This is a genomic window from Fictibacillus nanhaiensis (genome assembly GCF_049537595.1).
Lineage (GTDB): Bacteria > Bacillota > Bacilli > Bacillales > Fictibacillaceae > Fictibacillus > Fictibacillus nanhaiensis_F.
Genome location: NZ_JBMULM010000001.1, coordinates 351,227 through 376,017 on the forward strand (window position 1 = coordinate 351,227; position 24,791 = coordinate 376,017).

The 24,791-nt window shown below is 41.9% G+C and carries 28 protein-coding genes; 26 read left to right on the forward strand and 2 right to left on the reverse strand.

What is annotated here, in order from left to right; translation table 11 throughout:
- The first annotated feature begins 21 nt into the window (after positions 1 to 21).
- The 13 genes from ACOZ9X_RS01590 (at position 22) to ACOZ9X_RS01650 (ending at position 9,646) form a co-directional block, all read left to right on the forward strand.
- Positions 22 to 522, forward strand: coding sequence for a cytoplasmic protein (locus tag ACOZ9X_RS01590; protein ID WP_423416746.1), 501 nt, complete (start codon positions 22 to 24; stop codon positions 520 to 522).
- Positions 523 to 596: 74 nt separating this feature from the next.
- Positions 597 to 1,103, forward strand: a complete 507-nt coding sequence (locus tag ACOZ9X_RS01595) for a GNAT family N-acetyltransferase (RefSeq protein ID WP_423416747.1) — start codon at positions 597 to 599, stop codon at positions 1,101 to 1,103.
- A 75-nt stretch (positions 1,104 to 1,178) separates the two neighbouring features.
- Positions 1,179 to 2,114 carry an HPr(Ser) kinase/phosphatase gene (gene hprK, locus ACOZ9X_RS01600; protein WP_423416748.1) on the forward strand — a complete coding sequence of 312 codons (936 nt, stop codon included), beginning with the start codon at positions 1,179 to 1,181 and terminating at the stop codon, positions 2,112 to 2,114.
- 22 nt (positions 2,115 to 2,136) lie between these two features.
- Complete coding sequence (gene lgt / locus ACOZ9X_RS01605) at positions 2,137 to 2,952, forward strand: prolipoprotein diacylglyceryl transferase (RefSeq protein ID WP_423416749.1); 816 nt, start codon at positions 2,137 to 2,139, stop codon at positions 2,950 to 2,952.
- A gap of 16 nt (positions 2,953 to 2,968) precedes the next feature.
- Entirely contained in the window at positions 2,969 to 3,937 is a 969-nt protein-coding gene (locus ACOZ9X_RS01610) for a nucleoside recognition domain-containing protein (RefSeq protein ID WP_423416750.1), read from the forward strand.
- Positions 3,912 to 4,553 carry a pyrophosphatase PpaX gene (gene ppaX, locus ACOZ9X_RS01615; protein ID WP_423416751.1) on the forward strand — a complete coding sequence of 214 codons (642 nt, stop codon included), beginning with the start codon at positions 3,912 to 3,914 and terminating at the stop codon, positions 4,551 to 4,553. The genes ACOZ9X_RS01610 and ppaX overlap by 26 nt, the downstream gene beginning before the upstream one ends.
- Positions 4,554 to 5,066, forward strand: a complete 513-nt coding sequence (locus ACOZ9X_RS01620; RefSeq protein ID WP_423416752.1) for an acyltransferase — start codon at positions 4,554 to 4,556, stop codon at positions 5,064 to 5,066.
- An 89-nt stretch (positions 5,067 to 5,155) separates the two neighbouring features.
- Positions 5,156 to 5,746 carry a hypothetical protein gene (locus tag ACOZ9X_RS01625; RefSeq protein ID WP_137791669.1) on the forward strand — a complete coding sequence of 197 codons (591 nt, stop codon included), beginning with the start codon at positions 5,156 to 5,158 and terminating at the stop codon, positions 5,744 to 5,746.
- Between the two features lie 411 nt (positions 5,747 to 6,157).
- Positions 6,158 to 7,627: a sodium/proline symporter PutP gene (putP, locus tag ACOZ9X_RS01630; RefSeq protein WP_423416753.1), complete on the forward strand. Its 1,470-nt coding sequence runs from the start codon at positions 6,158 to 6,160 to the stop codon at positions 7,625 to 7,627.
- A 93-nt stretch (positions 7,628 to 7,720) separates the two neighbouring features.
- Positions 7,721 to 8,164, forward strand: coding sequence for a GNAT family N-acetyltransferase (locus ACOZ9X_RS01635; RefSeq protein ID WP_423416754.1), 444 nt, complete (start codon positions 7,721 to 7,723; stop codon positions 8,162 to 8,164).
- Positions 8,165 to 8,233: 69 nt separating this feature from the next.
- On the forward strand, positions 8,234 to 8,542 hold the full coding sequence (locus ACOZ9X_RS01640; RefSeq protein WP_423416755.1) for a hypothetical protein: 309 nt from the start codon (positions 8,234 to 8,236) through the stop codon (positions 8,540 to 8,542).
- A 76-nt stretch (positions 8,543 to 8,618) separates the two neighbouring features.
- Positions 8,619 to 9,080 (forward strand): SRPBCC family protein, encoded by a 462-nt coding sequence (locus tag ACOZ9X_RS01645; protein ID WP_423416756.1) that lies wholly within the window; start codon positions 8,619 to 8,621, stop codon positions 9,078 to 9,080.
- Between the two features lie 23 nt (positions 9,081 to 9,103).
- Positions 9,104 to 9,646 carry a histidine phosphatase family protein gene (locus ACOZ9X_RS01650; RefSeq protein WP_423416757.1) on the forward strand — a complete coding sequence of 181 codons (543 nt, stop codon included), beginning with the start codon at positions 9,104 to 9,106 and terminating at the stop codon, positions 9,644 to 9,646.
- Between the two features lie 205 nt (positions 9,647 to 9,851).
- Here ACOZ9X_RS01650 and ACOZ9X_RS01655 read toward each other — a convergent pair whose 3' ends face one another.
- The gene (locus ACOZ9X_RS01655; RefSeq protein ID WP_423416758.1) at positions 9,852 to 10,874 is read right to left on the reverse strand and encodes a redoxin domain-containing protein; all 1,023 of its coding nucleotides are present in this window, start codon (positions 10,872 to 10,874) and stop codon (positions 9,852 to 9,854) included.
- Between the two features lie 135 nt (positions 10,875 to 11,009).
- On the reverse strand, positions 11,010 to 12,065 hold the full coding sequence (cax, locus tag ACOZ9X_RS01660; RefSeq protein WP_423416759.1) for a calcium/proton exchanger: 1,056 nt from the start codon (positions 12,063 to 12,065) through the stop codon (positions 11,010 to 11,012).
- 252 nt (positions 12,066 to 12,317) lie between these two features.
- Here cax and ACOZ9X_RS01665 point away from each other — a divergent pair, with 252 nt between their 5' ends.
- From ACOZ9X_RS01665 to ACOZ9X_RS01725, 13 genes are all read left to right on the forward strand, one after another.
- Complete coding sequence (locus tag ACOZ9X_RS01665) at positions 12,318 to 13,502, forward strand: ATP phosphoribosyltransferase regulatory subunit (RefSeq protein WP_423416760.1); 1,185 nt, start codon at positions 12,318 to 12,320, stop codon at positions 13,500 to 13,502.
- Entirely contained in the window at positions 13,499 to 14,143 is a 645-nt protein-coding gene (gene hisG, locus ACOZ9X_RS01670; protein ID WP_423416761.1) for an ATP phosphoribosyltransferase, read from the forward strand. Before ACOZ9X_RS01665 ends, hisG begins: the two co-directional genes overlap by 4 nt.
- Positions 14,140 to 15,411 carry a histidinol dehydrogenase gene (gene hisD, locus ACOZ9X_RS01675; protein WP_423416762.1) on the forward strand — a complete coding sequence of 424 codons (1,272 nt, stop codon included), beginning with the start codon at positions 14,140 to 14,142 and terminating at the stop codon, positions 15,409 to 15,411. Before hisG ends, hisD begins: the two co-directional genes overlap by 4 nt.
- Entirely contained in the window at positions 15,412 to 16,008 is a 597-nt protein-coding gene (gene hisB, locus ACOZ9X_RS01680) for an imidazoleglycerol-phosphate dehydratase HisB (protein WP_423416763.1), read from the forward strand.
- Complete coding sequence (hisH, locus tag ACOZ9X_RS01685; RefSeq protein WP_423416764.1) at positions 16,009 to 16,650, forward strand: imidazole glycerol phosphate synthase subunit HisH; 642 nt, start codon at positions 16,009 to 16,011, stop codon at positions 16,648 to 16,650.
- Positions 16,647 to 17,378 carry a 1-(5-phosphoribosyl)-5-[(5-phosphoribosylamino)methylideneamino]imidazole-4-carboxamide isomerase gene (gene hisA, locus ACOZ9X_RS01690; RefSeq protein ID WP_423416765.1) on the forward strand — a complete coding sequence of 244 codons (732 nt, stop codon included), beginning with the start codon at positions 16,647 to 16,649 and terminating at the stop codon, positions 17,376 to 17,378. Before hisH ends, hisA begins: the two co-directional genes overlap by 4 nt.
- Positions 17,378 to 18,136: an imidazole glycerol phosphate synthase subunit HisF gene (hisF, locus tag ACOZ9X_RS01695; RefSeq protein WP_416729514.1), complete on the forward strand. Its 759-nt coding sequence runs from the start codon at positions 17,378 to 17,380 to the stop codon at positions 18,134 to 18,136. The genes hisA and hisF overlap by 1 nt, the downstream gene beginning before the upstream one ends.
- The gene (gene hisIE / locus ACOZ9X_RS01700; protein WP_423416766.1) at positions 18,133 to 18,777 is read left to right on the forward strand and encodes a bifunctional phosphoribosyl-AMP cyclohydrolase/phosphoribosyl-ATP diphosphatase HisIE; all 645 of its coding nucleotides are present in this window, start codon (positions 18,133 to 18,135) and stop codon (positions 18,775 to 18,777) included. The genes hisF and hisIE overlap by 4 nt, the downstream gene beginning before the upstream one ends.
- Before the next feature lie 345 nt (positions 18,778 to 19,122).
- On the forward strand, positions 19,123 to 20,748 hold the full coding sequence (locus ACOZ9X_RS01705; protein WP_423416767.1) for a tetratricopeptide repeat protein: 1,626 nt from the start codon (positions 19,123 to 19,125) through the stop codon (positions 20,746 to 20,748).
- Positions 20,749 to 20,832: 84 nt separating this feature from the next.
- Positions 20,833 to 21,789: a thioredoxin-disulfide reductase gene (gene trxB, locus ACOZ9X_RS01710; RefSeq protein ID WP_423416768.1), complete on the forward strand. Its 957-nt coding sequence runs from the start codon at positions 20,833 to 20,835 to the stop codon at positions 21,787 to 21,789.
- Positions 21,790 to 22,453: 664 nt separating this feature from the next.
- The gene (locus ACOZ9X_RS01715; protein ID WP_066397616.1) at positions 22,454 to 22,912 is read left to right on the forward strand and encodes an NUDIX hydrolase; all 459 of its coding nucleotides are present in this window, start codon (positions 22,454 to 22,456) and stop codon (positions 22,910 to 22,912) included.
- 51 nt (positions 22,913 to 22,963) lie between these two features.
- A complete protein-coding gene (rapZ, locus tag ACOZ9X_RS01720; protein ID WP_423416769.1) occupies positions 22,964 to 23,839 on the forward strand; it encodes an RNase adapter RapZ in 876 nt (291 codons plus the stop codon).
- Positions 23,840 to 24,790: a gluconeogenesis factor YvcK family protein gene (locus ACOZ9X_RS01725; RefSeq protein WP_066397612.1), complete on the forward strand. Its 951-nt coding sequence runs from the start codon at positions 23,840 to 23,842 to the stop codon at positions 24,788 to 24,790. It begins immediately after the preceding gene.
- Position 24,791 lies beyond the last annotated feature (1 nt).

A 24,791-nucleotide genomic window follows, 5' to 3' on the forward strand; every position in this document is an offset into this window, starting at 1 on the left:
ACTTTCAGAGGTGAAGAAAAAATGCAGATCCAACAATATGCTTTAGCACTCAATCAACAAATGAAAGCGGACACGGTAAAAAAACAGTGCAAAATGTGCGGGAAAGTTACCACTTTTACAGATACGACCATACGCAGGCACAACGCAAACGGAAAGAACATCTATCAGTTTGCCATCTATAAATGTCCGAAAAATCATTCTTGGAACAAAAAGCTCAACATCTATAAATCGTTCACAGAGCATGTCGACCCTTTATCGATCGTTGCTACATCGTTTATAGAAATAGAGCCCGGTAAGAAGATTACTTCCTTGAAGAGAGGGGATTCTTCATGCGAAATAAAGATAACATCAGTTAACGGGAATTTTCGGATTGATCGCACACTTGCAGATCACCTTGAAGGGTGGAGCAGAACAGAGATCGCTCAAAACATCAAAACAGGCAAGATTCTGTTAAACGATTGTTTAACAAAACCAAGTCAAAAGCTCTCCGTTCATGATAAAATTTTTATAGATGTAAAATAAGAACAATAATCATATCAGCCGTTTGCTTCGAACTCGATCAAACGGCATTTTTATTTTAGTAGGAGCTGAAGGTCTTGCAAACAGAAAGATTGAAATTCCGACCGTATACCACTGAAGATTTTTCGTTTTTTGCATCATTATGGAGCGATCCTGATGTCGTTCAATTCATCGGAAAAGGGGTAACTCGTTCAGAAGAAGAAGCTCGGAAAAGCTTTGAAGAATGGCTTCTTCCTGGATATCGTGAGGGTAGAGGATTGTTTCTGATCGAGCATAGGGAGAGTCTAGTTCCAATCGGTCACGCAGGTATTGTACAGCAAACGATCGATGGAAAGAAAGAATTCGAGATCGGCTATTGGTTGGCGAAGGAATATTGGGGAAGCGGCTATGCAACAGAGGCTGCGGTTTATTTCAAAAATTACGCTGTTCAAGAATTAGGAATCTCGCGTCTGATCTGCTTGATTCAGAGGAAAAATAATAAGTCTATTTCTGTTGCATCACGATTAGGGATGACCCTCCTAAAAGAAGCAACGTTTAATACGATACCTGTTGATGTTTACAGTTGGGAGGAAAGTGAGAAATAAGCTCATAGTAGTCTTTGGTTAATCCGTGGTTGAAGTGATACAATAGAATCATTGAAAAATGTCGAGGAGGACCCAATGGCTAAGGTACATATTCATGAACTCATAAAGAAATTTCATCTAGAGCTTGTTAGTGGTGAAGAAGGGATTCACCGCACGATTCGAACGAGCGACATCTCACGGCCAGGTCTAGAGATGGCTGGTTATTTTACCTTTTATCCAGGTGAGCGACTACAGATTCTTGGGAAAACAGAGCTTTCGTTTATTTCAGAGCTCGATCCTGACACACGCATGGAGCGTTTAACAGCACTTTGCACGGATGAGACACCAGGAATCATCGTTTCTAGAGACATCGAAGTTCCTAAAGAGCTGCTTAAAGCTTCTCATAAAAGCGGAGTGCCGATCATGCGTTCACCTGTTACAACAACGCGTTTATCCAGTCGTATCACGAATTATTTAGAGAGTCGTTTAGCGCCAACGACTGCTAAACATGGTGTATTAGTAGATATTTATGGAATCGGTGTTTTAATCACAGGTAACTCTGGTGTCGGGAAAAGTGAGACTGCGCTTGAACTCGTAAAACGAGGGCACCGGTTAGTAGCGGATGATTCGGTTGAGATCAGACAAGAAGATGAAGATACGCTCATCGGTAGCGCACCTGAACTCATACAGCATCTGCTGGAGATTCGAGGTCTTGGCATCATCAACGTGATGACGTTGTTCGGTGCTGGGGCGATTCGCAACTATAAGAAGATCTCAATCGTTATGAATCTGGAAGCTTGGGATTCTAAAAAAGTCTATGACCGCTTAGGCTTAGAAGAAGAGACTACAAAGATCATTGATACGGAGATCCCGATCTTAACGATTCCTGTTCGTCCTGGACGAAACTTAGCGGTCATTATTGAAGTCGCAGCGATGAACTTCCGTTTGAAGAGAATGGGCATGAATGCCGCACAACAATTCTCAGACCGTTTGACAGATGTGATTGAAGCTGGAGATGAAGAAGACCTATAAGAATGTGAAGGAAGTGTAGACTGTGGAAGAAACGATTCAACCTTTAAATCGTGTAGCACTCGAATTAGGGCCGCTCACGATCTATTGGTACGGACTTATTATTGGGTTTGGTGCGATGTTTGGCCTGTGGCTTGCGGTAAGAGAATCAGAGAGACGCGGGCTTGCTAAGGATACGTTCGTTGATGTAGTCATGATTGCAGTGCCAGTGGCCATTTTATGTGCAAGGCTTTATTATGTAGCGTTTGAATGGGACTTTTATAAAGACCATCCGAGTAAGATTCTTGCTGTTTGGGAAGGCGGTATCGCGATTCATGGTGCATTGATTGGTTCCTTCTTAACAGCACTCGTTTTTTCAAGAGTAAAGAAGATCTCGTTCTGGAAACTTGTTGATATCGCTGCTCCAAGCATCTTGCTCGGTCAGGCGATCGGACGCTGGGGCAACTTCATGAACCAAGAAGCTCATGGCGGGGAAGTGACAAGAAACTTTTTAGAATCACTCATGCTGCCCGACTTTATTATCAATCAGATGTATATTGACGGCGCTTATTATCATCCAACTTTTCTCTATGAATCACTTTGGAGCTTCATAGGTGTTATCGTCTTGCTTTATTTGCGTCGTGTTAATCTTCACAGAGGTGAATTGTTCTTAACATATATCATCTGGTATTCGATCGGACGTTTCTTTGTAGAAGGTCTTCGTACAGACAGCTTGATCGTTTGGGGAACTTCTCTTCGTATCGCACAAGTCGTCAGTTTGGTCTGGATTGCTGCAGCGGTGATTATCTGGATCTATAGAAGAAAAGCAGGATTGGCTAAACAACGGTATCTAGAAAGCTAAAGGAGGCGAATGAAAAGTGGAAACGTTAAAAAAAGGCACACTTGCAGGCTTAAAAACCACTTGGACGCTAGGGAAGATTATTTTTCCTGTCACTTTATTCATCACGTTGCTGAGTCACACACCGGTGTTAGATTGGCTGATCTCTGTTTTAGCACCAGCCATGAAATGGATCGGACTTCCGGGTGAAGCGGCAATCCCGCTCGTTCTCGGTAATTTTCTGAATCTATATGCAGGAATCGGGGGGATTCTGACCCTCGATTCTTTAACGGTGCAAGATGTGTTTATCCTCGCAGTTATGCTTTCTTTTTCTCACAACCTATTTATTGAGTCTGGTGTAGCAGCGAGTGTGGGCATCAAATTATGGGTAATTCTACTTGTCAGAATTGGCTTGGCACTCTTTTCGGCATTCATAATCAATCTTTTATGGGATGGCGGAACAGAAAAAGCACAATATGGTTTTATCTCAAAGCCCGAAGCAGCTCCGAACGGTTGGGGAGAGATCACACTCACCGCTCTTGAAAAAGCGTCACTCGGTATTATGCAACTCGCACTTATCGTGATACCACTTATGATCATCATGCAATATATGAAGGATAAAGGCTGGCTGAACAAGTTTTCGAACTGGATGGCACCAGCTATGAAACTTCTTGGAATGAAAGAGAACACGTCCATGACGATGGCGGCCGGACTTACAATCGGTCTCGCATACGGTGCAGGTGTGATGATGCAGGCTGCAAAAGAGGATGGCGTATCAAAGAAAGATCTGTATCTAGCTTTTATCTTTCTCGTAAGCTGCCATGCTGTTGTTGAGGATACACTTGTTTTTGTACCATTAGGAATTCCGGTTCTGCCGCTGTTGATTATTCGAGTAGTAACAGCGATCGTTCTCACCGTATTAGTAGCATACGTATGGAACAAGCTTGAACGAAAAAAACGTTTAACAAGAAAGGAACGACAACATGAAACGCAACACCATACTATTTGATCTTGATGGAACGTTAATCAATACGAACGAACTGATCATCGCTTCTTTCCTTTACACACTAGATAAGCACTTCCCTGAGCAATACAACCGTGAGAGTATCTTGCCGTTTATGGGAATGCCACTCGTTGAGACGATGGAGCAGTTCGATAAAGAAAAAGTATCAGAATTAGTTCAAACGTACCGTGAGCATAACATCTCACATCATGATGAATTGGTTACAGAGTTTGAAGGAGTTTTTGAAACGGTAGAAGAATTGTATAAAAAGGGCTATAAACTGGGCATCGTAACTACAAAAATGAGAAATACAGTCGAGATGGGCTTACGCCTTGTTGGTCTTGATAAGTTCTTTCAAACGGTTGTTACGCTGGATGACGTGAAAAACGCGAAGCCAGATCCAGAGCCTGTTCAAAAAGCACTAGCCTTGCTAGGTTCAACACCAGAAGAAGCGATTATGGTGGGCGACAGCAAGTACGATATTCTTGCTGGACAGAACGCTGGCACACAAACGGCTGGTGTAGCTTGGACGATCCGAGGCAACGATTATTTGCAGCAGTTTAATCCAGACTTCATGCTGAATGAAATGACGGATTTGCTGGATGTTTTAGGAGAGAGATAATTGCGAAATACTGAGCGTTATCCGGTCAAAGGAAGAAACTCGTTGTACCAGGTGTATGATACCGTTCCGTTCTGGAAAGTGGTAAAGAATTTTATCGCGATACAAGTAGCTCGATACACACCATTTCTTCCGATGAAGAATTGGATTTATCGTACCTTTTTAAAGATGAAGGTCGGTGAAGGAACAGCATTCGCGTTGATGGTCATGCCGGACATCATGTATCCGGAACGCATAACAGTAGGGAAGAACTGTGTGATCGGCTATAATACGACGCTATTAGCTCATGAATATTTAATAAAAGAATACCGTTTGGGTGACGTAATCGTGGGCGATGAAGTGATGATCGGTGCGAACTCTACGATCCTTCCAGGCGTTACGATCGGTGACGGTGCGATCGTATCAGCTGGAACGCTCGTCCACAAAAATGTCCCGGAAGGATCTTTCGTTGGTGGTAATCCGATGCAGGTCATCTACACGAAAGAAGAACGATCTAAGAGGGAAATGGAAAGCTAGAAATTTGTCGTAAGTTACCCTCTTGGGTTTTCATGTTTTTCGTCGTATACTTAAAACAGGCAAAAAAGCGAAAGCTGGAGGCGCATACTATGAGAAGGAAATCATTCTCGATCGTATTTATGAAAAACACGTTTAAAATTGGACACCTCGTTGAAGACAACTGTCAGTCTCAGCATGCACCGAAAGCATCTCATCCTCAAAATAAGGCCGAACAATTGGCTGCTCGCGACACTTACCGTTTCCGGACTGCTGTGTCAAAAATGAAAGGTCATGGCCTTGTTAAGCATTACGAACTTCAGAGCAAACGTGCAAAGCTGGTTTTTTATGGCGACTATTCTACCTACAAACGTAACGTACCTCATATTGCGTTTACACGCGAACATTTTCAACACTACTTTGGAACAGAAGATTTAATCTGTGAATTTCTCCTTGATACTTCTATTTATTTATTTAAAGAACTCCATTTTTTAGAAGAGATCCAACTGGATATTCCGAGTCATGGCAAGATGTATACGGTCGAACTGACACGACAGGAACTTGATGAGTATATGAAGTGTGATCTGGCCGAAATGAAAGATGGTCATCACCATAGGTTCTTCTACATCTACCGAGACGAAGAGCTGGATCTATTTACGAATCAATTTGTAAAGGTCAAACGTTTAAGACGAAAAAAATTATAAAGTAGTTAAAACTGGCGCCCAATCGTCTTATGAATGGGTACCAGTTTTTTTGTTGTGTGAAGGGAGTGGGGATAGCGTGTATGAAGGTTAGCGGCTAGGAACAGAATAGCGAAATTTGTCGAGGATTGCAGACTCGTGGATAAACAGCTAAAACTCGTAAATAAACAGTCAAAACTTCTGGATTGAATGCAGAAACTTCTGGATTCAGCACTAAAACTTCTGGATTGATAAGCCCTTATGAGCCATGCCACTTTGTTTTGGCAGCTAACAAACTCCAATACTAGAAGTATTTCCAAAAAAAATCTATTCCTTTTGTCGAAAAATGTCTTTATAATAAAAATGTTCCTTTTTTTAATTTTTAAAATATTGAAAGCGTTTTTACAACAAGAAAAGGCAGGAGGAAAACTGAATATGGAATATGGAGTTATTTTTTCAATTAGTGTGTACATGATCGGGATGGTGCTGATCGGGCTTTATGCGTATCGAAAGACCGATAACCTTACCGATTACATGCTTGGCGGAAGAAACCTTGGACCAGCTGTTACTGCACTAAGTGCGGGTGCATCAGATATGAGCGGATGGCTGTTGATGGGACTTCCGGGTGCAATGTACGTATCTGGTTTAAGTGCTGGATGGATCGTGATTGGACTATGTGCAGGAGCGTATCTGAACTGGCTTTTTGTAGCACCGCGTTTACGAACGTATACGGAAGTAGCGAACAACTCGATTACGATTCCGGATTATTTTGAGAACCGATTCAAAGATACTTCTCGCATATTGCGCATTACGTCTGCGTTAGTTATCGTGATCTTCTTTACGTTCTACTCATCATCCGGTATGGTTGCTGGTGGACAATTGTTTGAAACAGCGTTTGGCCTGAATTACATGTGGGGAATCTTGCTTACAGCTGGAGTAGTTATTATTTATACATTATTCGGCGGTTTCTTAGCGGTAAGTTATACAGATTTTGTACAAGGCGCGATCATGTTTGTAGCGTTGATCCTAGTACCATTCGTTGCGATTCTAAAAGTTGGTGGATGGGATGCTTCGTTTAACGAGATCGAAAGCATCAGTCCGACTCTGCTTGATGCCTTTACAGGGACAAGCTTGATCGGTATCATCTCCTTATTAGCATGGGGATTAGGATACTTCGGCCAGCCGCATATTATCGTTCGTTTTATGGCGATCTCGTCTGTAAAAGAGATGAAGAGCGCAAGAAGAATCGGAATGGGCTGGATGGTCTTCTCAATTGTTGGAGCGATGTTCACAGGTCTTGTTGGGATTGCTTATTTCAACCAAGCGGGTGCTCCACTAGGTGAAGCAAAAGCAGAAACGGTATTTATCTTATTATCTGAAGTATTGTTCCATCCGATCATTACAGGATTCTTACTTGCTGCAATCTTAGCGGCAGTTATGAGTACGATCTCATCTCAGTTGCTCGTAACATCTAGTGCTTTAACTGAAGACTTTTACAAAGCTTTTGTTAAACGATCAGCATCAGATAAGGAGCTCGTGTTAGTAGGACGTTTAGCTGTTTTGGCTGTAGCTGTTATTGCTTTCATCATGGCTCTTAATCCGAGTGAAACGATCTTGAATCTTGTAGGTTATGCTTGGGCAGGGTTTGGTGCGGCATTCGGTCCGGTTGTCTTGCTGAGTCTATATTGGAAGAGAATGACGAAATGGTCTGCTTTTGCTGGTATCGTTGTAGGAGCTGTTACTGTTATCGTTTGGGAACTCATCCCATCTATGGCTGATGTATATGAGATCATTCCAGGATTCATCGCATGTACACTAACGATCGTAGTAGTTAGCTTGATGACAAAAGAACCAAGTGCAAGTATTCAAGAAGAGTTTGAAGAAACGAAAAGATTAGTAAGTTAATAGTGAGGATATGGACTGACCAATAGCAGATTTAATTGCTGATTTGGTCAGTTTTTTCTTAGAATAAAGTTACTGATAGGGGAGGACTGTAGAATGGAATTCATGATTCTTGAAGGAATGCCAGAGAAAGTTCAATTGAAGCAAATCCTTCAGTTACATGAAGTAATCTTTGGGGCATCAAATGACGATCTCCTTTTTAATATGAAATTGAAGAATGCTCTAACGATCGTTACAGCTATTCATCATTCAAAGGTAGTTGGCTATAAAATGGGCTATGAAATCGATCATAACACTTATTATAGCTGGCTTGGAGGAGTCGACCACGTTTATAGGGGGCAAGGAGTAGCTTCAAATTTAATGAAACAACAGCATGAGTATCTGAAAATGAAAGGCTATTCTGTTGTTCGAACCAAAACGATGAATAAGTGGAGAAACATGCTGCTGTTAAATATTAAAAATGGGTTTGATGTAATGGAAACGTATACGAATAAAAATGGGTTACATAAAATTGTACTCGAAAAAAAGTTATGTGATTAAACAATTGTTTAAAAGAATTCACTCTTGATAGCTGCACCTGCATATGATGGTATAAGCGGGGTGACGGATATGAGGATAAAAGATAGAGTGAAGCTTTGGTTCTTAGGATCGCTTTATCCTGAAAATTCATTACAACCGATCGACAGCACAGAGCAGTTTGTTCGTGAACTAAATAATGGCTGCCCGGTAATCTTTACGTTAAGAGATGTTTACGGATTGATTCTATTCAATAAAGAAGAACAGCTCGGAACACTGTATATAAAAGATGTGTTCGGAATCACGGAAGACTATAGAAACTATTATTCAATACTTGAATTGCTCTCCTTCTACAGTGAGCATGTAAGGGAAGGAATTTTATTCTATACAGAGAATAATTAAAGAATCATATTCTGTTGGACACCTCATTATTTGAGGTGTTGTTTTATTACATCCTTAGAAAGTGAGTCATCATTATATGCCTACAATTATACATCGAGAATTTGTACATGCTTCTGCAGAAGTATGCTTTGATCTTGCTCGAAACGTAGATATACATACTGAAACGACCTCTCATACAGGAGAAAGAGCGGTCGCTGGAGTAACGTCAGGTTATATGGAAAAGGGCGATCATGTAACGTGGGAGGCCGTTCATCTTGGCGTAAAACAAAGGCTGACTGCAAAAATTATTGAGATGGAGAGGCCGCATATGTTTGTAGATGTGATGGTGAAAGGAGCTTTCCATTCATTCGTACATACCCATACTTTCGAACCGAAGAAGAACGGTACCATTATGGTGGATCATTTTCATTATAGATCTCCGTTTGGCGTGATTGGAAGGTTAGCAGATTGGTTGTTCCTTGAAAAGTACATGACGAATTTTTTAGTAGGACGGGCGAGAGCGCTAAAAGAAATCGCAGAAAATAAGCACCACACATAAAAGAGAGAAAGCGGTGATCAGTAATGAAGATAGGAATGGTACGACATTTCAAAGTCAAACGAGGCTATCCCACTGAAAAATGGATCACACCCTCTGAATTTGATCAGTGGCTAAAAGAATACGAAGCTTCTGATGTAGAAGAAACAGACGTTGACCTAGGCGGAATCAAGTGGAACACCTGCTATTCAAGTACCGTTCGTCGCGCTGAATATACAGCAGGAAAGATTTACAGAGGTGAGCTGATCAGAACGGATGACCTTCGCGAGATTCCTGTCTATCCATTTTTTAAAAGAGACATTAAGATTCCTATGATTCTATATCCTCTTTGCATCCGAACAGCATGGTTCTTTAACCACAAATCACAGCTAGAGCGTAGGACCGATGTTGAGATGCGTGTTTCGAAGATTGTCGACCGCATTTTAGAAGAGAATCAAGAGAATGCATTAGTCGTAAGCCATGGTGGACTCATGATGTTTATGAGAAAAGAACTGATTCGTAGAGGATTCAAAGGTCCGAGGTTAGGGCGACCAGAAAACGCGAAGCTTTATTTGTTTGAGAAGAGGTAGAGGCTGTCAGGGAGTGTCGAAAATCGGATAAATTAACTTATCCGTGAAATTATGGATGCTATACGTGAATATAATGTTCATTACCGTGAATAAAATAGAGATTACCGTGAAATTATGTACTTTTACATCTATGTATCGAAAGAAAACTGGCTGATACCCCACACGAAAAGGGAATGTAGCCAGTTTTCTTTCGTAAAACCTCCATTTATTGAGCGTTCTTATAAAACTCTTCCATCATTTCGTAGCTCATCGGACCGATATGTTTTTGCACGATGATTCCTTTTTTATTAATAATAAAAGTAGTCGGAATCGTGACCGTTTTGTACGTATTTCCAACATTACCGTCTGGATCTAATAAAACCGAAAAGTTTAACTTGTAAGATTGCGCAAACTTTTTCACTTCTTGTTCAGAATCGCTGTCTGTTAAGTTCACAGCTAAGATTTCTACTTTCTTAGAAGAGTGGTCTCTATAGAAGCGAACCATTTCAGGCATTTCTGCACGACAAGGGGGGCACCATGTGGCCCAAAGGTTAACAAAAACGACCTTTCCTTTGAGATCTGATAGTTTTACGGTTTCGCCTTCAATCGTTTTTAATTCAAAGTTCGGTGCGCGGTCGCCTTTTTTGATTCCGTAGGAGGCTACCTCTACGGCTTCTTTATTCGTTTTCTGCCCACCGAGCGGAGAATTCGTTAGAACGGAAAAGAAGAGTGCAGTGACTAACATAGAAAGAACCGTTTTTCTGATCTCAAACGAACCCTTCGTATATAAGTAAATCGACAGAATCAAAAAGAACAAGGAGATCAATCCGTCAGCTAAGAGGGTGGTTGATGCAAAATGCGCACCATAATAAACAGTGAAAAATAGAGTTAACCCTAATATGCCGATATAAAACACTCGGGTTCTATCAAGCTCACGTTTACTCGCAGCTCTCAGAATATAAAGAATGGAAGCGATAATACCTAGAACAATCCCTGTTTCTCCTCCATTAAAGTACAAGATGCTTAATGGATGTTCAACGATCAGTACTGGATGCAGAACAGCATAGCTGAACTTCCAAACCAATAGAAAAATTCCCACTGCATTGCTCAATACGTCTAACAGCTGCTTTTTGTCATTTTCTTCTCTTACTTTTACATACAACATGCCATACGCGATCAATGCAGATCCTAAAATGGCTAGCCAAACCATCTTTACAGAAAAAGATCCAATCGTTATATAATCCTCCATCGTAACACCCACCTTAAACTTGTCCTCTATTCTAAACTTTATCAGAGTTTCTCGTTTTTTATTCCAAATTTGCTTGTTTCATATAAAAAACCAGTGAAGGATTTCTCCCTGCACTGGTCTCTTACGAAAAAGCCTTTATAAAAGATAGAACCCAACTCCCATGATCAAGTAAGCTGCAAGAAGGGTGAGCCCTTCAAACCAGTTCGTATCACCATCACTTGTTAACGCGATCGTTAAGAATACAGCAAGTACCATCGCTACAAGTTCAGGGAGCGTAAAGACGAGTGCCATCGATTTTTCAAAAAATAAAGAAACCAATACGAGTAGTGGAGCGACAAACATCGCGATCTGTAGCGTTGAGCCGATCGCGATCTCTACGGCAACATTCATCTTGTTCTTATAAGCCATGATGATCGCTGAAGCATGCTCTGCCGCGTTTCCTACGATGGCAACGATGATGATTCCGATGAACACTTCACTCCAGCCAAGTGTTCTTCCTACTTCTTCAAACGTATGCACGAGCTTTTCAGAAACATAAGCAACGGCAAGAGTAGCTAGAGCAAGGACGATAAGAGCTTTCCACTTACTCCATTCTGCCGTTTCATCACCATGAGCTACATCGTGTTCTGATTGATAGACACCCCTGTGAGTAACAAGCTTGAACAGAAGTGCAGCAACATAAAGAATGATCATGATGACAGAGACCCATACACTTAAGGTGAGTGAATCGGCGTCGTTCAGTTTATAAGAAAAGACCTCAGGGAAAACAAAAGCGACTACAACAGCGAAAATCAATAGACCCGCGTTATGACGTGCATCATAAACGTTGAATTTTTGCTGTTTATACTTTAAACCGCCTATGAAAAAAGACAAGCCTCCGACTAGTAAAAGATTTCCGAGTACAGAACCTGTCAAAGACGCTAATACTACACTTATCAAACCTGCTTTAAGTGCAAAGATTGAAATGATGAGCTCGACCGCATTACCGAAAGTGGCGTTGAGCAAACCGCCGATTCTTGGACCAGCAATGATAGCTAAGCTTTCAGTTGCGCGTCCCATATAACCGGCTAGTGCGATGATCGTTGCACAATAGATCACAAAAAGTAGAACAGCAGGCCAATGTAAGATGCTGCCAATAACGGATAGCGGTACGCCGATGATGATGGCAATAAAAAAGATGCGATTAAACAAGACGCATTCCATCCCTTCTATGTATTTATTTTTACATACTATTCCCTGAAATCTATTTTCTTAACTCTGAATAAAGAAACATGATTTTTGTGTGAATTGGTTGACAGTTTCGACAAGGACGTGTAGACTTACAACTAAATCTTTATCATGGTAGTATATTAGCGAACTAAAGTGTTTAGGTGGGATTTTTAGCTAACCATCACAAAAAATAATTCTTAATCTATTCATTTCATAAATAAAGGATGAAGGATCATGTCAAAACCGTTTGTCTTTGAAAAACCAGCAGGTATGCGCGATACACTTCCTGCCTTTTATCAAAATAATGAAGATATCAAAAATAGGATCAAACAAGAGATGGAGTCTTGGGGTTATCAATTCATTCAGACTCCTACTCTGGAATATCACGATACCGTAGGAGAAGCTTCCGCAATTTTAGATCAACAATTGTTCAAGCTGCTGGATATGGAAGGAAAAACATTGGTTTTGCGACCAGATATGACCGCCCCGATCGCTAGGGTCGTGTCATCAAGCATGAAGCATGTAGCTTACCCGCTTCGTCTCGCATACAGTTCTCCCGTTTTTAGAGCGCAACAGCGAGAAGGGGGCCGGCCGGCTGAATTCGAACAAGTAGGTATTGAATTGATTGGTGAAGGTACAGCAAGCGCTGAAGCTGAAGCACTAGCTCTTATGTGTGAAGTGTTCAAAAAGAGCGAAATTGCTTCATTTACTGTCGCTGTCGGACATATCGGATTTGTGCAAGAACTTCTTTCTGATATTTTAGGAAATGATGATCGAGCAGGAGATCTGTTGCGTTATTTAAACGAAAAAAATTATGTAGGTTATACATCACATGTGAAAAAGCTTCCTCTTTCTTCTATTGATACACAGCGATTATTAAAATTGTTGGATTTAAGAGGCGGGATTGAAGTACTTGAAGAAGCATCTTCTTTAAAGCCGAACAGAAGAGGACAGGAGACTTTACAAGAATTAAAAGATCTGTATGATCTATTAGAAGATTACGATGCTGCACAAAACATTGTCTTTGATTTTACGTTGTTCAGTCATATGAGTTATTACACCGGAATTGTGTTTGAAGGGTACGGTGCAGGAATCGGGGCACCGATCGCAAGCGGAGGACGTTATGACGATCTGCTCAGTCGTTTTGATCGAAAAGCACCCGCTATTGGTTTTGCGATTCGAATGGACTATTTTGTAGAAGCGTTAGGAAAGAAAAGTGATGATACAAAGAGACAATGTATTCTGTACACGAATGAGCGAAGAAAAGAAGCGCTAAAGCTGGCAAGAAACAAGCGCAGTGAAGGCGAGCTTGTCGTGATGCAGAATCTATCCGGAGTAAAAAATATAGATGAATTCAGCAAACGATTTGATGATGTTCATTATTTAATCGGAACACAGCAAGGAGAGGACTTTTCATGAGTACGGTCTTAACGATGGCGATGCCTAAAGGGCGAATATTTGAAGAAGCAGTCGATCTTCTCAGACAAGCTGGATACCCCCTGCCTCCAGAATTTGATGAATCGAGAAAGTTAATCATCGATGCACCAGAAGCGGGGCTTCGGTTTATTCTGGCGAAACCAATGGATGTTCCCACTTATGTAGAGCACGGTGTAGCGGATATCGGAATCGCCGGAAAAGATGTGATGCTTGAAGAAGAGCGTGATGTTTACGAAGTACTTGACCTGAAAATCTCAGAATGCTATCTCGCAGTTGCAGGACTTCCGTACGGACATGATCAGAGAGTTGCACCAAAGATTGCTTCAAAATATCCGAATGTTGCATCTCATTATTTTAGAGAACAGGGTCAGCAAGTAGAAGTGATCAAATTAAACGGATCGATCGAGCTTGCTCCACTCATTGGATTAGCAGATCGTATTGTTGATATTGTTTCGACCGGAAGAACATTGAAAGAAAACGGTCTTGTGGAACTTGAAAAAATTGCTGATATTACGTCGAGGTTGATCGTGAATCCTGCTAGCTATAGACTGCATGCAGCACGCATCAATGATCTAGTTGAACGGCTTCGAACACTGGTTGAGAGCAAGGAGGATGTTCGATGAAAATAGTGCCCGTCACTGAACTGAAAAACTTAGAGAGAAGTGTTGAACAAAATACGGAGATTCAAAGAAAAGCAGTTCTTGATATCTTACAAAACGTGAAATCAAAGGGTGATGAAGCCCTTTTTGAATATACAAAAACTTTTGACGGTGTATTACTTTCATCACTTGAAGTAACAAAGAACGAGATAGATGAAGCGATTTCTTCTCTTGATTTCAATATGGTAGAAATCATTTCAGAAGCAGCAGAAAACATTCGTGAATATCACGAAAAGCAACGACGACAGTCATGGTTCTTCACACGTGAAGATGGAACGCTTTTAGGTCAAAAAGTAACACCGCTTGATTCAGTCGGTGTTTATGTACCCGGCGGAACGGCCGCTTATCCGTCCTCAGTATTGATGGGCGTCATACCAGCTGTTGTTGCAGGCGTAGAGGAGATCGTCCTTGTGTCACCGCCAGGAAAAGATGGAAAACTTCCATCTGCTGTATTGGCGGCCGCTTCAATTGCCGGAGTTAAACGGATGTTTAAAATCGGTGGCGCACAGGCGATCGGTGCACTTGCATATGGTACGGAGTCAGTTCCAAAGACGGATAAGATCGTTGGTCCAGGTAACATATTCGTAGCGCTCGCAAAACGCGAAGTTTTTGGCGTATGTGATATTGATATGATCGCAGGTCCGAGCGAAATCGCCGTCCTTGCTGATGAAACAGCGAACGCTCGTTACATCGCGGCAGATCTTTTATCACAAGCCGAACACGATCCTCGATCTGCAGCGGTACTGGTTACAACGTCAAAAGTGTTAGCAGAGAAAGTTGCGATGGAAGTTGAGTCACAACTCGCTGAACTTCCGAGAAGAGATATCGCGATAGAAGCGATTCGAGATCATGGAGTCATCTATATCGTGAATTCGCTTGAAGAGGGAGCTGATGTGATCAATCAGATCGCACCAGAACACCTTGAAATCATGACGAAAGATCCGATGAGCCTTCTCGGGAAAATAAAACATGCGGGAGCTATATTTTTAGGTGAATATAGCTCAGAACCTGTAGGAGATTATTTTGCAGGAAGCAATCATGTTCTTCCGACTAGTGGAACAGCGCGCTTTTCAAGTCCGCTAAACGTAGACGATTTTACCAAAAAATCAAGCGTGATTCGATACAGTGAACAAGCACTAAAAGAAAACGGAGAGAAAATATCAGCTTTTGCTCGCCTAGAAGGACTTGAAGCACATGCTAGAGCAATAGATGTTCGACTGGAGGACAAGTAGATGGAAAATCAAGTGCGACATCATACGATCGAAAGAAATACAAAAGAGACCCAGATCAGCTTATCTCTAAATATTGATGGAGAAGGACAAGCAGATATTCAAACGCCTGTTCCATTCTTAAACCATATGCTAGATGCGATCGCACGCCACGGGCATTTTGATCTCACGGTAAACGCTGCGGGAGATGTGGAGATCGATGACCATCACACAACTGAAGACGTTGGAATCTGCCTTGGCCAAGCGATTCAGGGAGCTTTAGGTGATAAGCGAGGAATCAAGCGATACGGCAATGCGTTCGTACCGATGGATGAAACGCTCGCTCAAGTGGTGATCGATCTTTCCAATCGTCCTCACCTTGAATTTCGCGCGGAATTTCCAAGTCAAAAAGTAGGAACGTTTGATACAGAACTCGTACATGAATTCTTCTGGAAGCTCGCGTTGGAGGCGAGAATGAACCTTCATGTGATTGTACATTATGGCACGAACACACATCATATCATCGAAGCGATCTTTAAAGCTTTTACAAAAGCATTAGATGAAGCCACACAGATCGACCCACGGGTAAAAGGAGTGCCTTCTACGAAAGGAATGTTATAGATGATCGGAATCATTGACTATGGAATGGGGAATCTGCATTCAGTCTGTTCTGCACTAAAAAGAATCAATCAGCCATACATTCTTTCAGGAGATCCAGAGGAACTGAAGAAAACGGATGGTCTCTTGCTACCCGGAGTAGGTTCATTTAAAGATGCGATGTCGGAACTTGAGAAGACCGGACTTGCTGATTTTATAAAAAATGAAGCTAAGAATGGAAAGCCGTTGATGGGAATCTGTTTAGGTATGCAGCTACTTTTCGAAGGAAGCACCGAGAACGGAATAACGAAAGGACTTGGACTACTTCCTGGTAGAGTAGAGCGATTTACAGGAACAACAAGTGACGGACGTTCCTATAAAGTACCTCACATGGGATGGAACGATCTAAACTTTTTGCAGAGTGATCAGCCGTTAGTAAAAGGTATCAACGAAGGACATGTTTATTTCGTCCATTCTTTTGTTGTACAGACTGAAAATAAAGAGGTGCTTGCCGCGGTCGCTCATTACGAAGACGTTGAAGTTCCAGCTGTAGTAGGAAGCGGCAGAATCATGGGTACGCAGTTTCACCCTGAAAAAAGTTCGGAGACCGGCATGAGCATGCTGAAAAACTTTTGCCGTTTTGTTGAGGAGGATAAACAAAGATGAATGAATTTGTATTATATCCGGCGATCGACATGCGTAATGGAAAATGCGTTAGGTTGATGCAAGGTGATTACCAGCAAGAAACGATCTATGGAGATTCTCCTTTTGATATGGCAAAACAGTTTGCAGATCAAGGTGCAGAGTGGATTCATATGGTAGATCTTGATGGCGCGAAAGACGGGAAGAAGATCAATCACGAGCACGTATTACGTGTTGCAAAAGAACTATCCGCAAAGGTCCAAATCGGGGGAGGTATTCGTTCGATGGAAGACGTTTCGTATTATCTTGACGCTGGTGTTGACCGGGTGATTTTAGGAAGTGCTGCCGTTTCGAATCCCGAATTTGTTCGAGAAGCATTACAGCGATATGGTGGTTCAAAGGTGGCGATCGGACTTGATGCCCGTGATGGATATGTAGCTACTGAAGGATGGCTCGAAACGTCTCACATCAAAGCTGTTGATCTCGCGAAAAGATTAGTAGAAGAAGGTGCAGAAACATTTATTTTCACTGACATCTCAAAAGACGGAATGCTGCAGGGACCGAACGTTGAAGCGATCGGAGAATTAGCGAGCATCACTGGAAAAGAAGTGATCGCCTCAGGTGGTGTAAGCTCGATCGATGATCTCGTTCGTTTAAAAACAGATGAACGTAACATCGCTGGTGCGATCATAGGAAAAGCTCTTTATACAGATCGATTCACACTAACAGAAGCGTTAGGAAGTGTGAAATAATGCTTACGAAAAGAATCATTCCATGTCTAGACGTTAAGGAAGGCAGAGTGGTTAAAGGGATTCAGTTTCTTAACTTAGTTGATGCCGGTGACCCTGTTGAACTGGCACGATTTTATGATGAAGAAGGAGCTGACGAGCTCGTTTTTCTTGATATCTCTGCAAGTCATGAAGGACGCGACACGATGGTTGAAGTCGTTGAACGAGTAGCAGCAGAGCTTGCGATCCCGTTTACAGTAGGTGGCGGTATCAATAAACTCCAAGATATGAAACGTGTGTTGCGCGCAGGAGCTGACAAAGTTTCTGTGAATACTGCGGCTGTTTTACGCCCCGAACTAATCACAGAAGGATCGGATTATTTTGGTGCCCAATGTATCGTAGTCGCCATCGACGCAAAATATGACGAAGAGTTAAAATCATGGCGCGTATATACGCATGGAGGTCGCAAACCCACTCAATGGGAAGTCACTGAATGGGCGCGAGAGGCAGTAAATCGCGGTGCTGGAGAAATTCTGTTGACCAGCATGGATAAAGATGGAGAGAAGTCTGGATTCAATTTAGAATTAACGAAAGCCGTGAGTGAGGCAGTAACCGTTCCTGTTATCGCGTCAGGCGGAGCAGGGTCCTCCGAGCATTTTAACGATGCGTTCACGATTGGAAAAGCGGACGCGGCACTTGCTGCAAGTATCTTTCATTATAAAGAAACATCGATCACAGAGGTAAAAGCAGATTTGCGAAAGTTAGGGGTGTCTGTTCGATGAATTTAGAAAAACTGAAATTTGATGAAAAAGGATTGATTCCTGCCGTAGTCCAGGATGTTCAATCAAGAGAGGTACTAACGGTCGCATTCATGAACCGAGAATCGCTTCAAAAAACGATCGAAATTGGGGAAACGGTATTTTTTTCAAGATCACGTCATGAATTATGGCACAAAGGTGAAACTTCCGGAAATACACAGAAAGTGAGAAGTATCCGCTATGATTGTGATCAAGACGCTTTAGTCGTGCTTGTGGAGCCCCAAGGTCCAGCTTGTCACACAGGCACATATAGCTGTTTTTCAGAAACGCTTTTTGAGGTGGATGAGAGAGTTGATGCACCAAATCCTGATCGTTATAGAATTCTGACAGAACTGCAGGAGATTATCGCAAAACGCGAACATGAGATGCCAGAAGGAGCTTACACAACCTATCTTTTTGAACATGGAGTCGATAAGATTCTGAAGAAAGTTGGAGAAGAAGCTGGCGAAGTGATCATCGCTGCAAAAAATCGTGATGCGGAAGAACTAAAATGGGAAGTTTCTGATCTTTTCTATCATGTTTTAGTACTGTTGCAGGAGCAAAAGGTACCTTTAGACGAGATTTTAGCTACGCTAAAGGAAAGACATACGAAAAAAGACAACTGAGGCTTTGTAACTCGGTTGTTTTTTTGTTTTTCTTTTGTGTGGGGAGGTTTATGATCGATTAATGACTTTTATGATCGATTCCAGGGATTTATGATCGATTCCAAATATTTACAATAGCCCCCCTAAATAGTCCAAAACTTTTCGCAATAACATACAAACCTCGGACTCCTTGTCTCATACAGATTGCACCCATCCATTATTTTTTGTCGAAAGTTTCCTGCACATTATTTACAGTCTAAGGGTGTTACTCACTATCGCCTGTGTTATAATTTTTTGGTTGAAAACTTTGTAAACGAAACGATATAGAAGTATATAAGTTTACATAAGTATATGGAGGAACCAAATATGCATAAACAAAAACGGGCCAGTGCAGCTAGCGGCCGTGTTCTTCCCTTTATCCAGGATGGGGATTACTTTTTTGAAAAAGGAATAAAAGCCTATAACAGGCGTGATCTATATACAGCTAAAAAAATGTTTGAGCGGGCCGTTACCTTCCAGCCGGAAGAGCCCTCTTTTTTATGTCAGCTTGCTTCAACGCTTGCTGAGATCGGTGAATATGAAGAATCTAATAAGTACTTGCTGAATGCTCTCGAACAGTCTGGTTCAGACCTTTCAGAATGTCATTTCTTTCTTGCGAATAATTTTGCCCACTTAGGCATGTACAGTGATGCCGAAGAACACGCTCGTTTATATATAGCGATTGATCCTGACGGTGAATTTGTGGAAGATACACAAGAACTGTTAGATCTTATCTCACTGGAAACAGGAAGCAAATCTTCTAGTCTGCCACTTTCGACGGAAGAAGAGCTGATCAAGGTTCATGATGAAGCACGGCAGTCGATCGAGCGAGGAGATCTACCACTTGCACAACAACAGTTAAGAGAGATCATCTCAAATCACCCTAAGTTTTGGGCGGCGTATAATAACTTAGCACTCACTCATTTTTATAAGAGCGAGTTTGATGAAGCGATGGATGTTCTTCAAGATGTTTTGGATAAGAATCCTGGTAACTTAAACGCACTCTGCAACCTTGCTATTTTTCTATTCCATTTAGGGATGGATGAACCTGGTGGTAAGCTTGTTGAACGATTAAAAACGGTGCATCCAATGCATCCTGAACATCGTTATAAATTGGGGAATACGTTCGGTTTATTAGAAGAGCATTTGTATGCGAATAAATGGCTTCAGTCTCTTAGAAAATCGTCTTTTGTTTACGATCCTGTAACCACACATATGCTTGCTGTGTCGTACTACGCGCTTGGACAAAAGGACCTTTCTATTAAAACTTGGAAAAAGGTGATCGATCTTGATCCTGAAGGTCACGTGGCACCTTTTTATATAGAAAAGGCGCAGAACGATGAGCTCACAATATCAGGCGGGGACTATCAATATCGCATTCCAACTAACAATCAGAACAAACCGAAAAAAGATCGCCAAGTGAAAGCGATGGAACATATCCAACAGGTTCGTAAAGGACTGGAAAAAAACAAAATTATGCATTTAATTCTTCTTAGAGGGAATAAAAATGAAGAGGCTTATGAGACGCTTCGTGATTTTTGTCTGAGAAAAGAAGAGTCGCTACTTGTAAAAGAAATCGCGGCAACGATCATGCTTGAACATCAGCCAGAACGAGCTGTGAAACTTGTTCATGAGGATACTTCTGTAGAAGTGGGTACAGCATCTGAGATAATCAGTATGGCACTGGATGTTCTTCTTTCTGTAAAAGAGATGGGTTCTGCACTTGACGAGCACGTATTGTTTTATTGGGCAGAAGCTATTAAGTTTGCGGAAATGACTGGTGAGCGAATCTTTGATAACCAAAAAGCAATTGCTGCGGCAATCGATCACTTAGCTCGTAAGCAAAAAGGGCGTTCCACCCAAAAAGGGATTGCTGAGCAATACGAGATCACCGTTTCTGTATTGTCACTACGAATAAAAAAGCTTATCGGTTGGGTGAATCGCAACGTTTGAGCAGAATAATGGACTTTACTACTATGTGCGAATAGGATAGAGATATAGTAAATAAGAATTTCCTTATATAAGGAGTGGGCATTAATGACTGAAGAAAGAATTTATGATGTAGCTATTCTTGGTGCAGGACCAGCTGGTATGACTGCAGCGGTTTATACATCACGCGCGAACTTGGATACGATCATGATTGAAAGAGGTATCCCTGGCGGACAGATGGCTAATACGGAAGATGTAGAAAACTATCCTGGTTTTGATCACATTCTTGGACCAGAACTTTCAAACAAAATGTTTGAGCACGCAAAAAAATTCGGTGCTGAATACGCTTATGGAGATGTAAAAGAAATCGTTGATGGCGAAGAGTACAAGACAATTCATGCCGGCAGCAAAACGTACAAAGCGCGTTCGATCATTATCTCAACAGGTGCTGAATATAAGAAGCTAGGCATTCCAGGAGAAAAAGAATTCTCTGGACGCGGTGTTTCTTATTGTGCGGTTTGTGATGGAGCGTTCTTTAAAAACCGTGAATTAGTCGTTATCGGCGGCGGTGACTCTGCTGTTGAAGAGGGTGTTTACCTGACTCGTTTCGCTTCTAAAGTAACGATCGTTCATAGACGTGACAAACTTCGTGCACAAAAGATCCTTCAACAACGTGCGTTTGATAACGAAAAGATCGATTTTATCTGGAATCATTCTGTTAAAGAGATTCACGGTGAAAACAACAAAGTGAACAAAGTGACGTTAGTTCATTCTGAAACTGGAGAAGAACAAGACTTCTCAGCAGATGGCGTGTTCATCTATATCGGAATGCTGCCACTTAACGCTGCGTTTAAAGACCTTGGCATCACGAACGAAAATGGCTATGTAGAAACGAACGAACAGATGGAAACAAGAATTCCTGGTATCTTTGCAGCAGGAGATATCCGTGAAAAAACACTTCGTCAAATCGTTACGGCTACAGGGGATGGAAGTATCGCTGCCCAAGCGGCTCAGCACTACGTAGAAACTTTGACGGAGAAGTTAAAAAACGTAACTTCCAATTAATGTGATTGTAACAGTGATGAAACAATTGTGGGGTATATTAAAAATAAGAAATTGACCCCCTTTTTATAAAGGCAAGACTTTGACACGGAGCTACGCTTCGTGTCCTTTTTTTTGTGGGCTTTACTACATGGAAGGCTTTACAACTTTTTTAACAATGACTGCGAAAAGAGCACTTATGAAAGAATCTTTTCTCACTTGGTTTAATGGTTTCTACTTCACTGAAAAGTTGATTGTAGTGTAAGATGCGAGACTCCTGCGGGACAGGCGGGCAGTCTTAAAGGTGGAAGTGGCTCGTACAGCCCCGACAAGCAAAAGGTGAATGGAACAGGAAGGTGCTCTTTGCCTTAATGGTCTATTTAACTTTTGACCTCGAGGGGCTAGCCACTGCAACTAGCCAGGTGAGACACTTAAGAGTGCAACGTACGAATGTGGCTCACCGCCTGCCCCGCGGAAAGCTAGCACCTGGAACGGAAATCAACAACTTTCAAAAACATCGTTGAAATTTCGAAGCTAATTTAATAGGTGATTTTTTCACATAATAAGAAAAGCAAAATACCATAAATTAGAATGCTAAAATACGTCAAACCCTTGAGGCCTCTGTATTGTGAGGGGTTACATAATTTAGTATACTAACAAGTAGGACATAGCCCTGAGGTGAAAACAAGTGCAAAGAGTAACAAACTGTGTGTTAATAAGAGATAATCAAGTGCTTTTACTTCAAAAGCCTAGACGGGGCTGGTGGGTAGCACCAGGCGGAAAGATGGAGTCTACCGAGTCGATCCGTGATTCTGTAATACGAGAGTACCGTGAAGAAACGGGAATCTATCTGAAGAATCCGCAGCTTAAAGGTGTGTTTAATTTTATTATTAAAGAAGGCGACAAAATCGTTTCAGAGTGGATGATGTTTACCTTTTTTGCAACAGACTCAGAAGGTGTCGCATTAGATGAATGTGAAGAAGGAATTCTTTCTTGGAAGCCGGTTGAAGAAGTACGTGAACTTCCGATGGCGCCAGGAGACCATCACATTCTTGACTATATGACGAGTGGCAGCAATATGATTTTTGGCACATTCACATATACACCTGATTTTGAACTGCTTTCTTATCGTTTAGACCCTGCATAAGTTAAGACGGGTCGCATAAAAATGGAACATAGCTAACTGGGGGGAAATGGCATGGAAAGACATGATGTACAAATGGTGATTATTACAGGAATGTCAGGGGCCGGGAAGACGGTAGCCATGCAGAGCTTTGAGGATCTAGGCTTTTTCTGTGTTGATAATCTACCACCTGCACTACTCCCTAAATTTGTAGAATTAATGCAAGAATCTGCCGGCAAACTGAACAAGGTGGCATTGGTGATGGACCTTCGTGGTCGAGAATTTTTTGATCAGTTGTTCTCAACGCTTGATCAACTTGCCATCTCGTCTGACGTTCAGCCGCAGATTTTATATTTAGATTGTAAAGATGCAACTCTTGTACGCAGATACAAAGAAACACGACGTTCTCATCCTTTAGCGAAGAGCGGAAACCCGCTTCAAGGCATCACGCAAGAGCGTGAGATGCTCGAAGAATTAAAAGGGAGAGCTCAGCAAGTATTAGATACATCTGACTTGAAACCTCTTCAGTTGCGTGAACGAATCATTCAGCGGTTTTCTGCAAATGCCGCTCATCCGTTTACGATTAACGTGATGTCTTTTGGATTTAAGTATGGAATGCCGATCGACGCTGATTTAGTGTTCGATGTTCGTTTTCTTCCAAATCCTCATTACATCGAACATATGAGACCTCGAACAGGGCTTGAGACAGATATTTCTGAGTATGTATTGAAGTGGCCTGAAACGAACATGTTTTTAGAGAAACTTCTCGATCTGCTTCAGTTTATGATTCCTCAATATAAAAGAGAAGGCAAGAGTCAGCTGATCATCGGGATCGGGTGCACAGGCGGAAAACATCGTTCTGTAGCTCTAGCTGAATACATTGGAAATTCACTTTCGAAAGAATATGTGACATTCAGCTCTCACAGAGATATGGGAAAGGATAAAGTTTAAATGAATAAGCAGCCGAAAGTGGTAGTGCTTGGCGGAGGAACAGGACTTTCTGTTCTTCTCCGTGGTTTAAAGCGCTATCCAGTTGATATCACTGCTATCGTTACGGTTGCAGATGATGGCGGCAGCTCTGGAAGGTTGAGGAGGGATTATGATATGCCTCCTCCTGGTGATGTGAGAAACGTGATCGCCGCCCTTTCAGAAGTAGAACCGCTTGTGGAAAAAATGTTTCAGCATAGGTTCAAAGTGGGTGACGGAATTACGGGTCATTCACTTGGAAACTTGCTTCTTGCTGCCATGCACGATATTACGGGAGACTTTTTAACAGGAATTCGGGAACTTAGCCGCGTTTTAAACGTAAGAGGACAGGTACTCCCTGCAGCGAAGAACAGTATAATTTTATGTGCCGAATTAGAAGATGGGACGATTGTTCAGGGGGAATCTAAGATCCCGCTGTCGAATAAGAAAATCAAACGCGTCTTTTTATCTGATGAAAAGATTGAGCCTCTTCGTGAAAGCGTGAAAGCGATTCAAGAAGCGGATCTCATTGTGATCGGACCAGGCAGTTTGTATACGAGCATCCTGCCGAACCTTCTAGTGAACGGAATCTCTAATAGCATCCGTGAGGCAACGGCTCCTAGAGTTTATGTGTGCAATGTGATGACACAGCCTGGTGAGACAACGGGCTACACGGCTGGTGATCATATTCAAGCATTGATCGATCATGTAGGGCACAATTTTATTGACGTTGTTATCGCGAACAATGAAAAGATTCCACCAGAATACTTGGATCTATACTTGGAAGAAGGCGCATCACAAGTTCAGTATGATGAAGAACGGTTAAAGTCGTTCGGCATCGGTTTGTTGTGCGATAACATCATCCAGTATGGAACGCTTGTCAGACATGATGCACAGCGTGTTTCTGACTTATTGTTAGGACTTATTGAAAAATAGA

What these genes read in the sequence shown, in the direction of transcription:
- ACOZ9X_RS01590 (WP_423416746.1), top strand. Translation starts at nt 22, where the DNA reads ATGCAGATCCAACAATATGCTTTAGCACTCAATCAACAAATGAAAGCG.
- hprK (WP_423416748.1), top strand. Translation starts at nt 1,179, where the DNA reads ATGGCTAAGGTACATATTCATGAACTCATAAAGAAATTTCATCTAGAG.
- ppaX (WP_423416751.1), top strand. Translation starts at nt 3,912, where the DNA reads ATGAAACGCAACACCATACTATTTGATCTTGATGGAACGTTAATCAAT.
- ACOZ9X_RS01625 (WP_137791669.1), top strand. Translation starts at nt 5,156, where the DNA reads ATGAGAAGGAAATCATTCTCGATCGTATTTATGAAAAACACGTTTAAA.
- putP (WP_423416753.1), top strand. Translation starts at nt 6,158, where the DNA reads ATGGAATATGGAGTTATTTTTTCAATTAGTGTGTACATGATCGGGATG.
- ACOZ9X_RS01635 (WP_423416754.1), top strand. Translation starts at nt 7,721, where the DNA reads ATGGAATTCATGATTCTTGAAGGAATGCCAGAGAAAGTTCAATTGAAG.
- ACOZ9X_RS01640 (WP_423416755.1), top strand. Translation starts at nt 8,234, where the DNA reads ATGAGGATAAAAGATAGAGTGAAGCTTTGGTTCTTAGGATCGCTTTAT.
- ACOZ9X_RS01645 (WP_423416756.1), top strand. Translation starts at nt 8,619, where the DNA reads ATGCCTACAATTATACATCGAGAATTTGTACATGCTTCTGCAGAAGTA.
- ACOZ9X_RS01650 (WP_423416757.1), top strand. Translation starts at nt 9,104, where the DNA reads ATGAAGATAGGAATGGTACGACATTTCAAAGTCAAACGAGGCTATCCC.
- ACOZ9X_RS01655 (WP_423416758.1), bottom strand. Translation starts at nt 10,874, where the DNA reads ATGGAGGATTATATAACGATTGGATCTTTTTCTGTAAAGATGGTTTGG.
- ACOZ9X_RS01665 (WP_423416760.1), top strand. Translation starts at nt 12,318, where the DNA reads ATGTCAAAACCGTTTGTCTTTGAAAAACCAGCAGGTATGCGCGATACA.
- hisG (WP_423416761.1), top strand. Translation starts at nt 13,499, where the DNA reads ATGAGTACGGTCTTAACGATGGCGATGCCTAAAGGGCGAATATTTGAA.
- hisD (WP_423416762.1), top strand. Translation starts at nt 14,140, where the DNA reads ATGAAAATAGTGCCCGTCACTGAACTGAAAAACTTAGAGAGAAGTGTT.
- hisB (WP_423416763.1), top strand. Translation starts at nt 15,412, where the DNA reads ATGGAAAATCAAGTGCGACATCATACGATCGAAAGAAATACAAAAGAG.
- hisH (WP_423416764.1), top strand. Translation starts at nt 16,009, where the DNA reads ATGATCGGAATCATTGACTATGGAATGGGGAATCTGCATTCAGTCTGT.
- hisA (WP_423416765.1), top strand. Translation starts at nt 16,647, where the DNA reads ATGAATGAATTTGTATTATATCCGGCGATCGACATGCGTAATGGAAAA.
- hisF (WP_416729514.1), top strand. Translation starts at nt 17,378, where the DNA reads ATGCTTACGAAAAGAATCATTCCATGTCTAGACGTTAAGGAAGGCAGA.
- hisIE (WP_423416766.1), top strand. Translation starts at nt 18,133, where the DNA reads ATGAATTTAGAAAAACTGAAATTTGATGAAAAAGGATTGATTCCTGCC.
- ACOZ9X_RS01705 (WP_423416767.1), top strand. Translation starts at nt 19,123, where the DNA reads ATGCATAAACAAAAACGGGCCAGTGCAGCTAGCGGCCGTGTTCTTCCC.
- trxB (WP_423416768.1), top strand. Translation starts at nt 20,833, where the DNA reads ATGACTGAAGAAAGAATTTATGATGTAGCTATTCTTGGTGCAGGACCA.
- rapZ (WP_423416769.1), top strand. Translation starts at nt 22,964, where the DNA reads ATGGAAAGACATGATGTACAAATGGTGATTATTACAGGAATGTCAGGG.
- ACOZ9X_RS01725 (WP_066397612.1), top strand. Translation starts at nt 23,840, where the DNA reads ATGAATAAGCAGCCGAAAGTGGTAGTGCTTGGCGGAGGAACAGGACTT.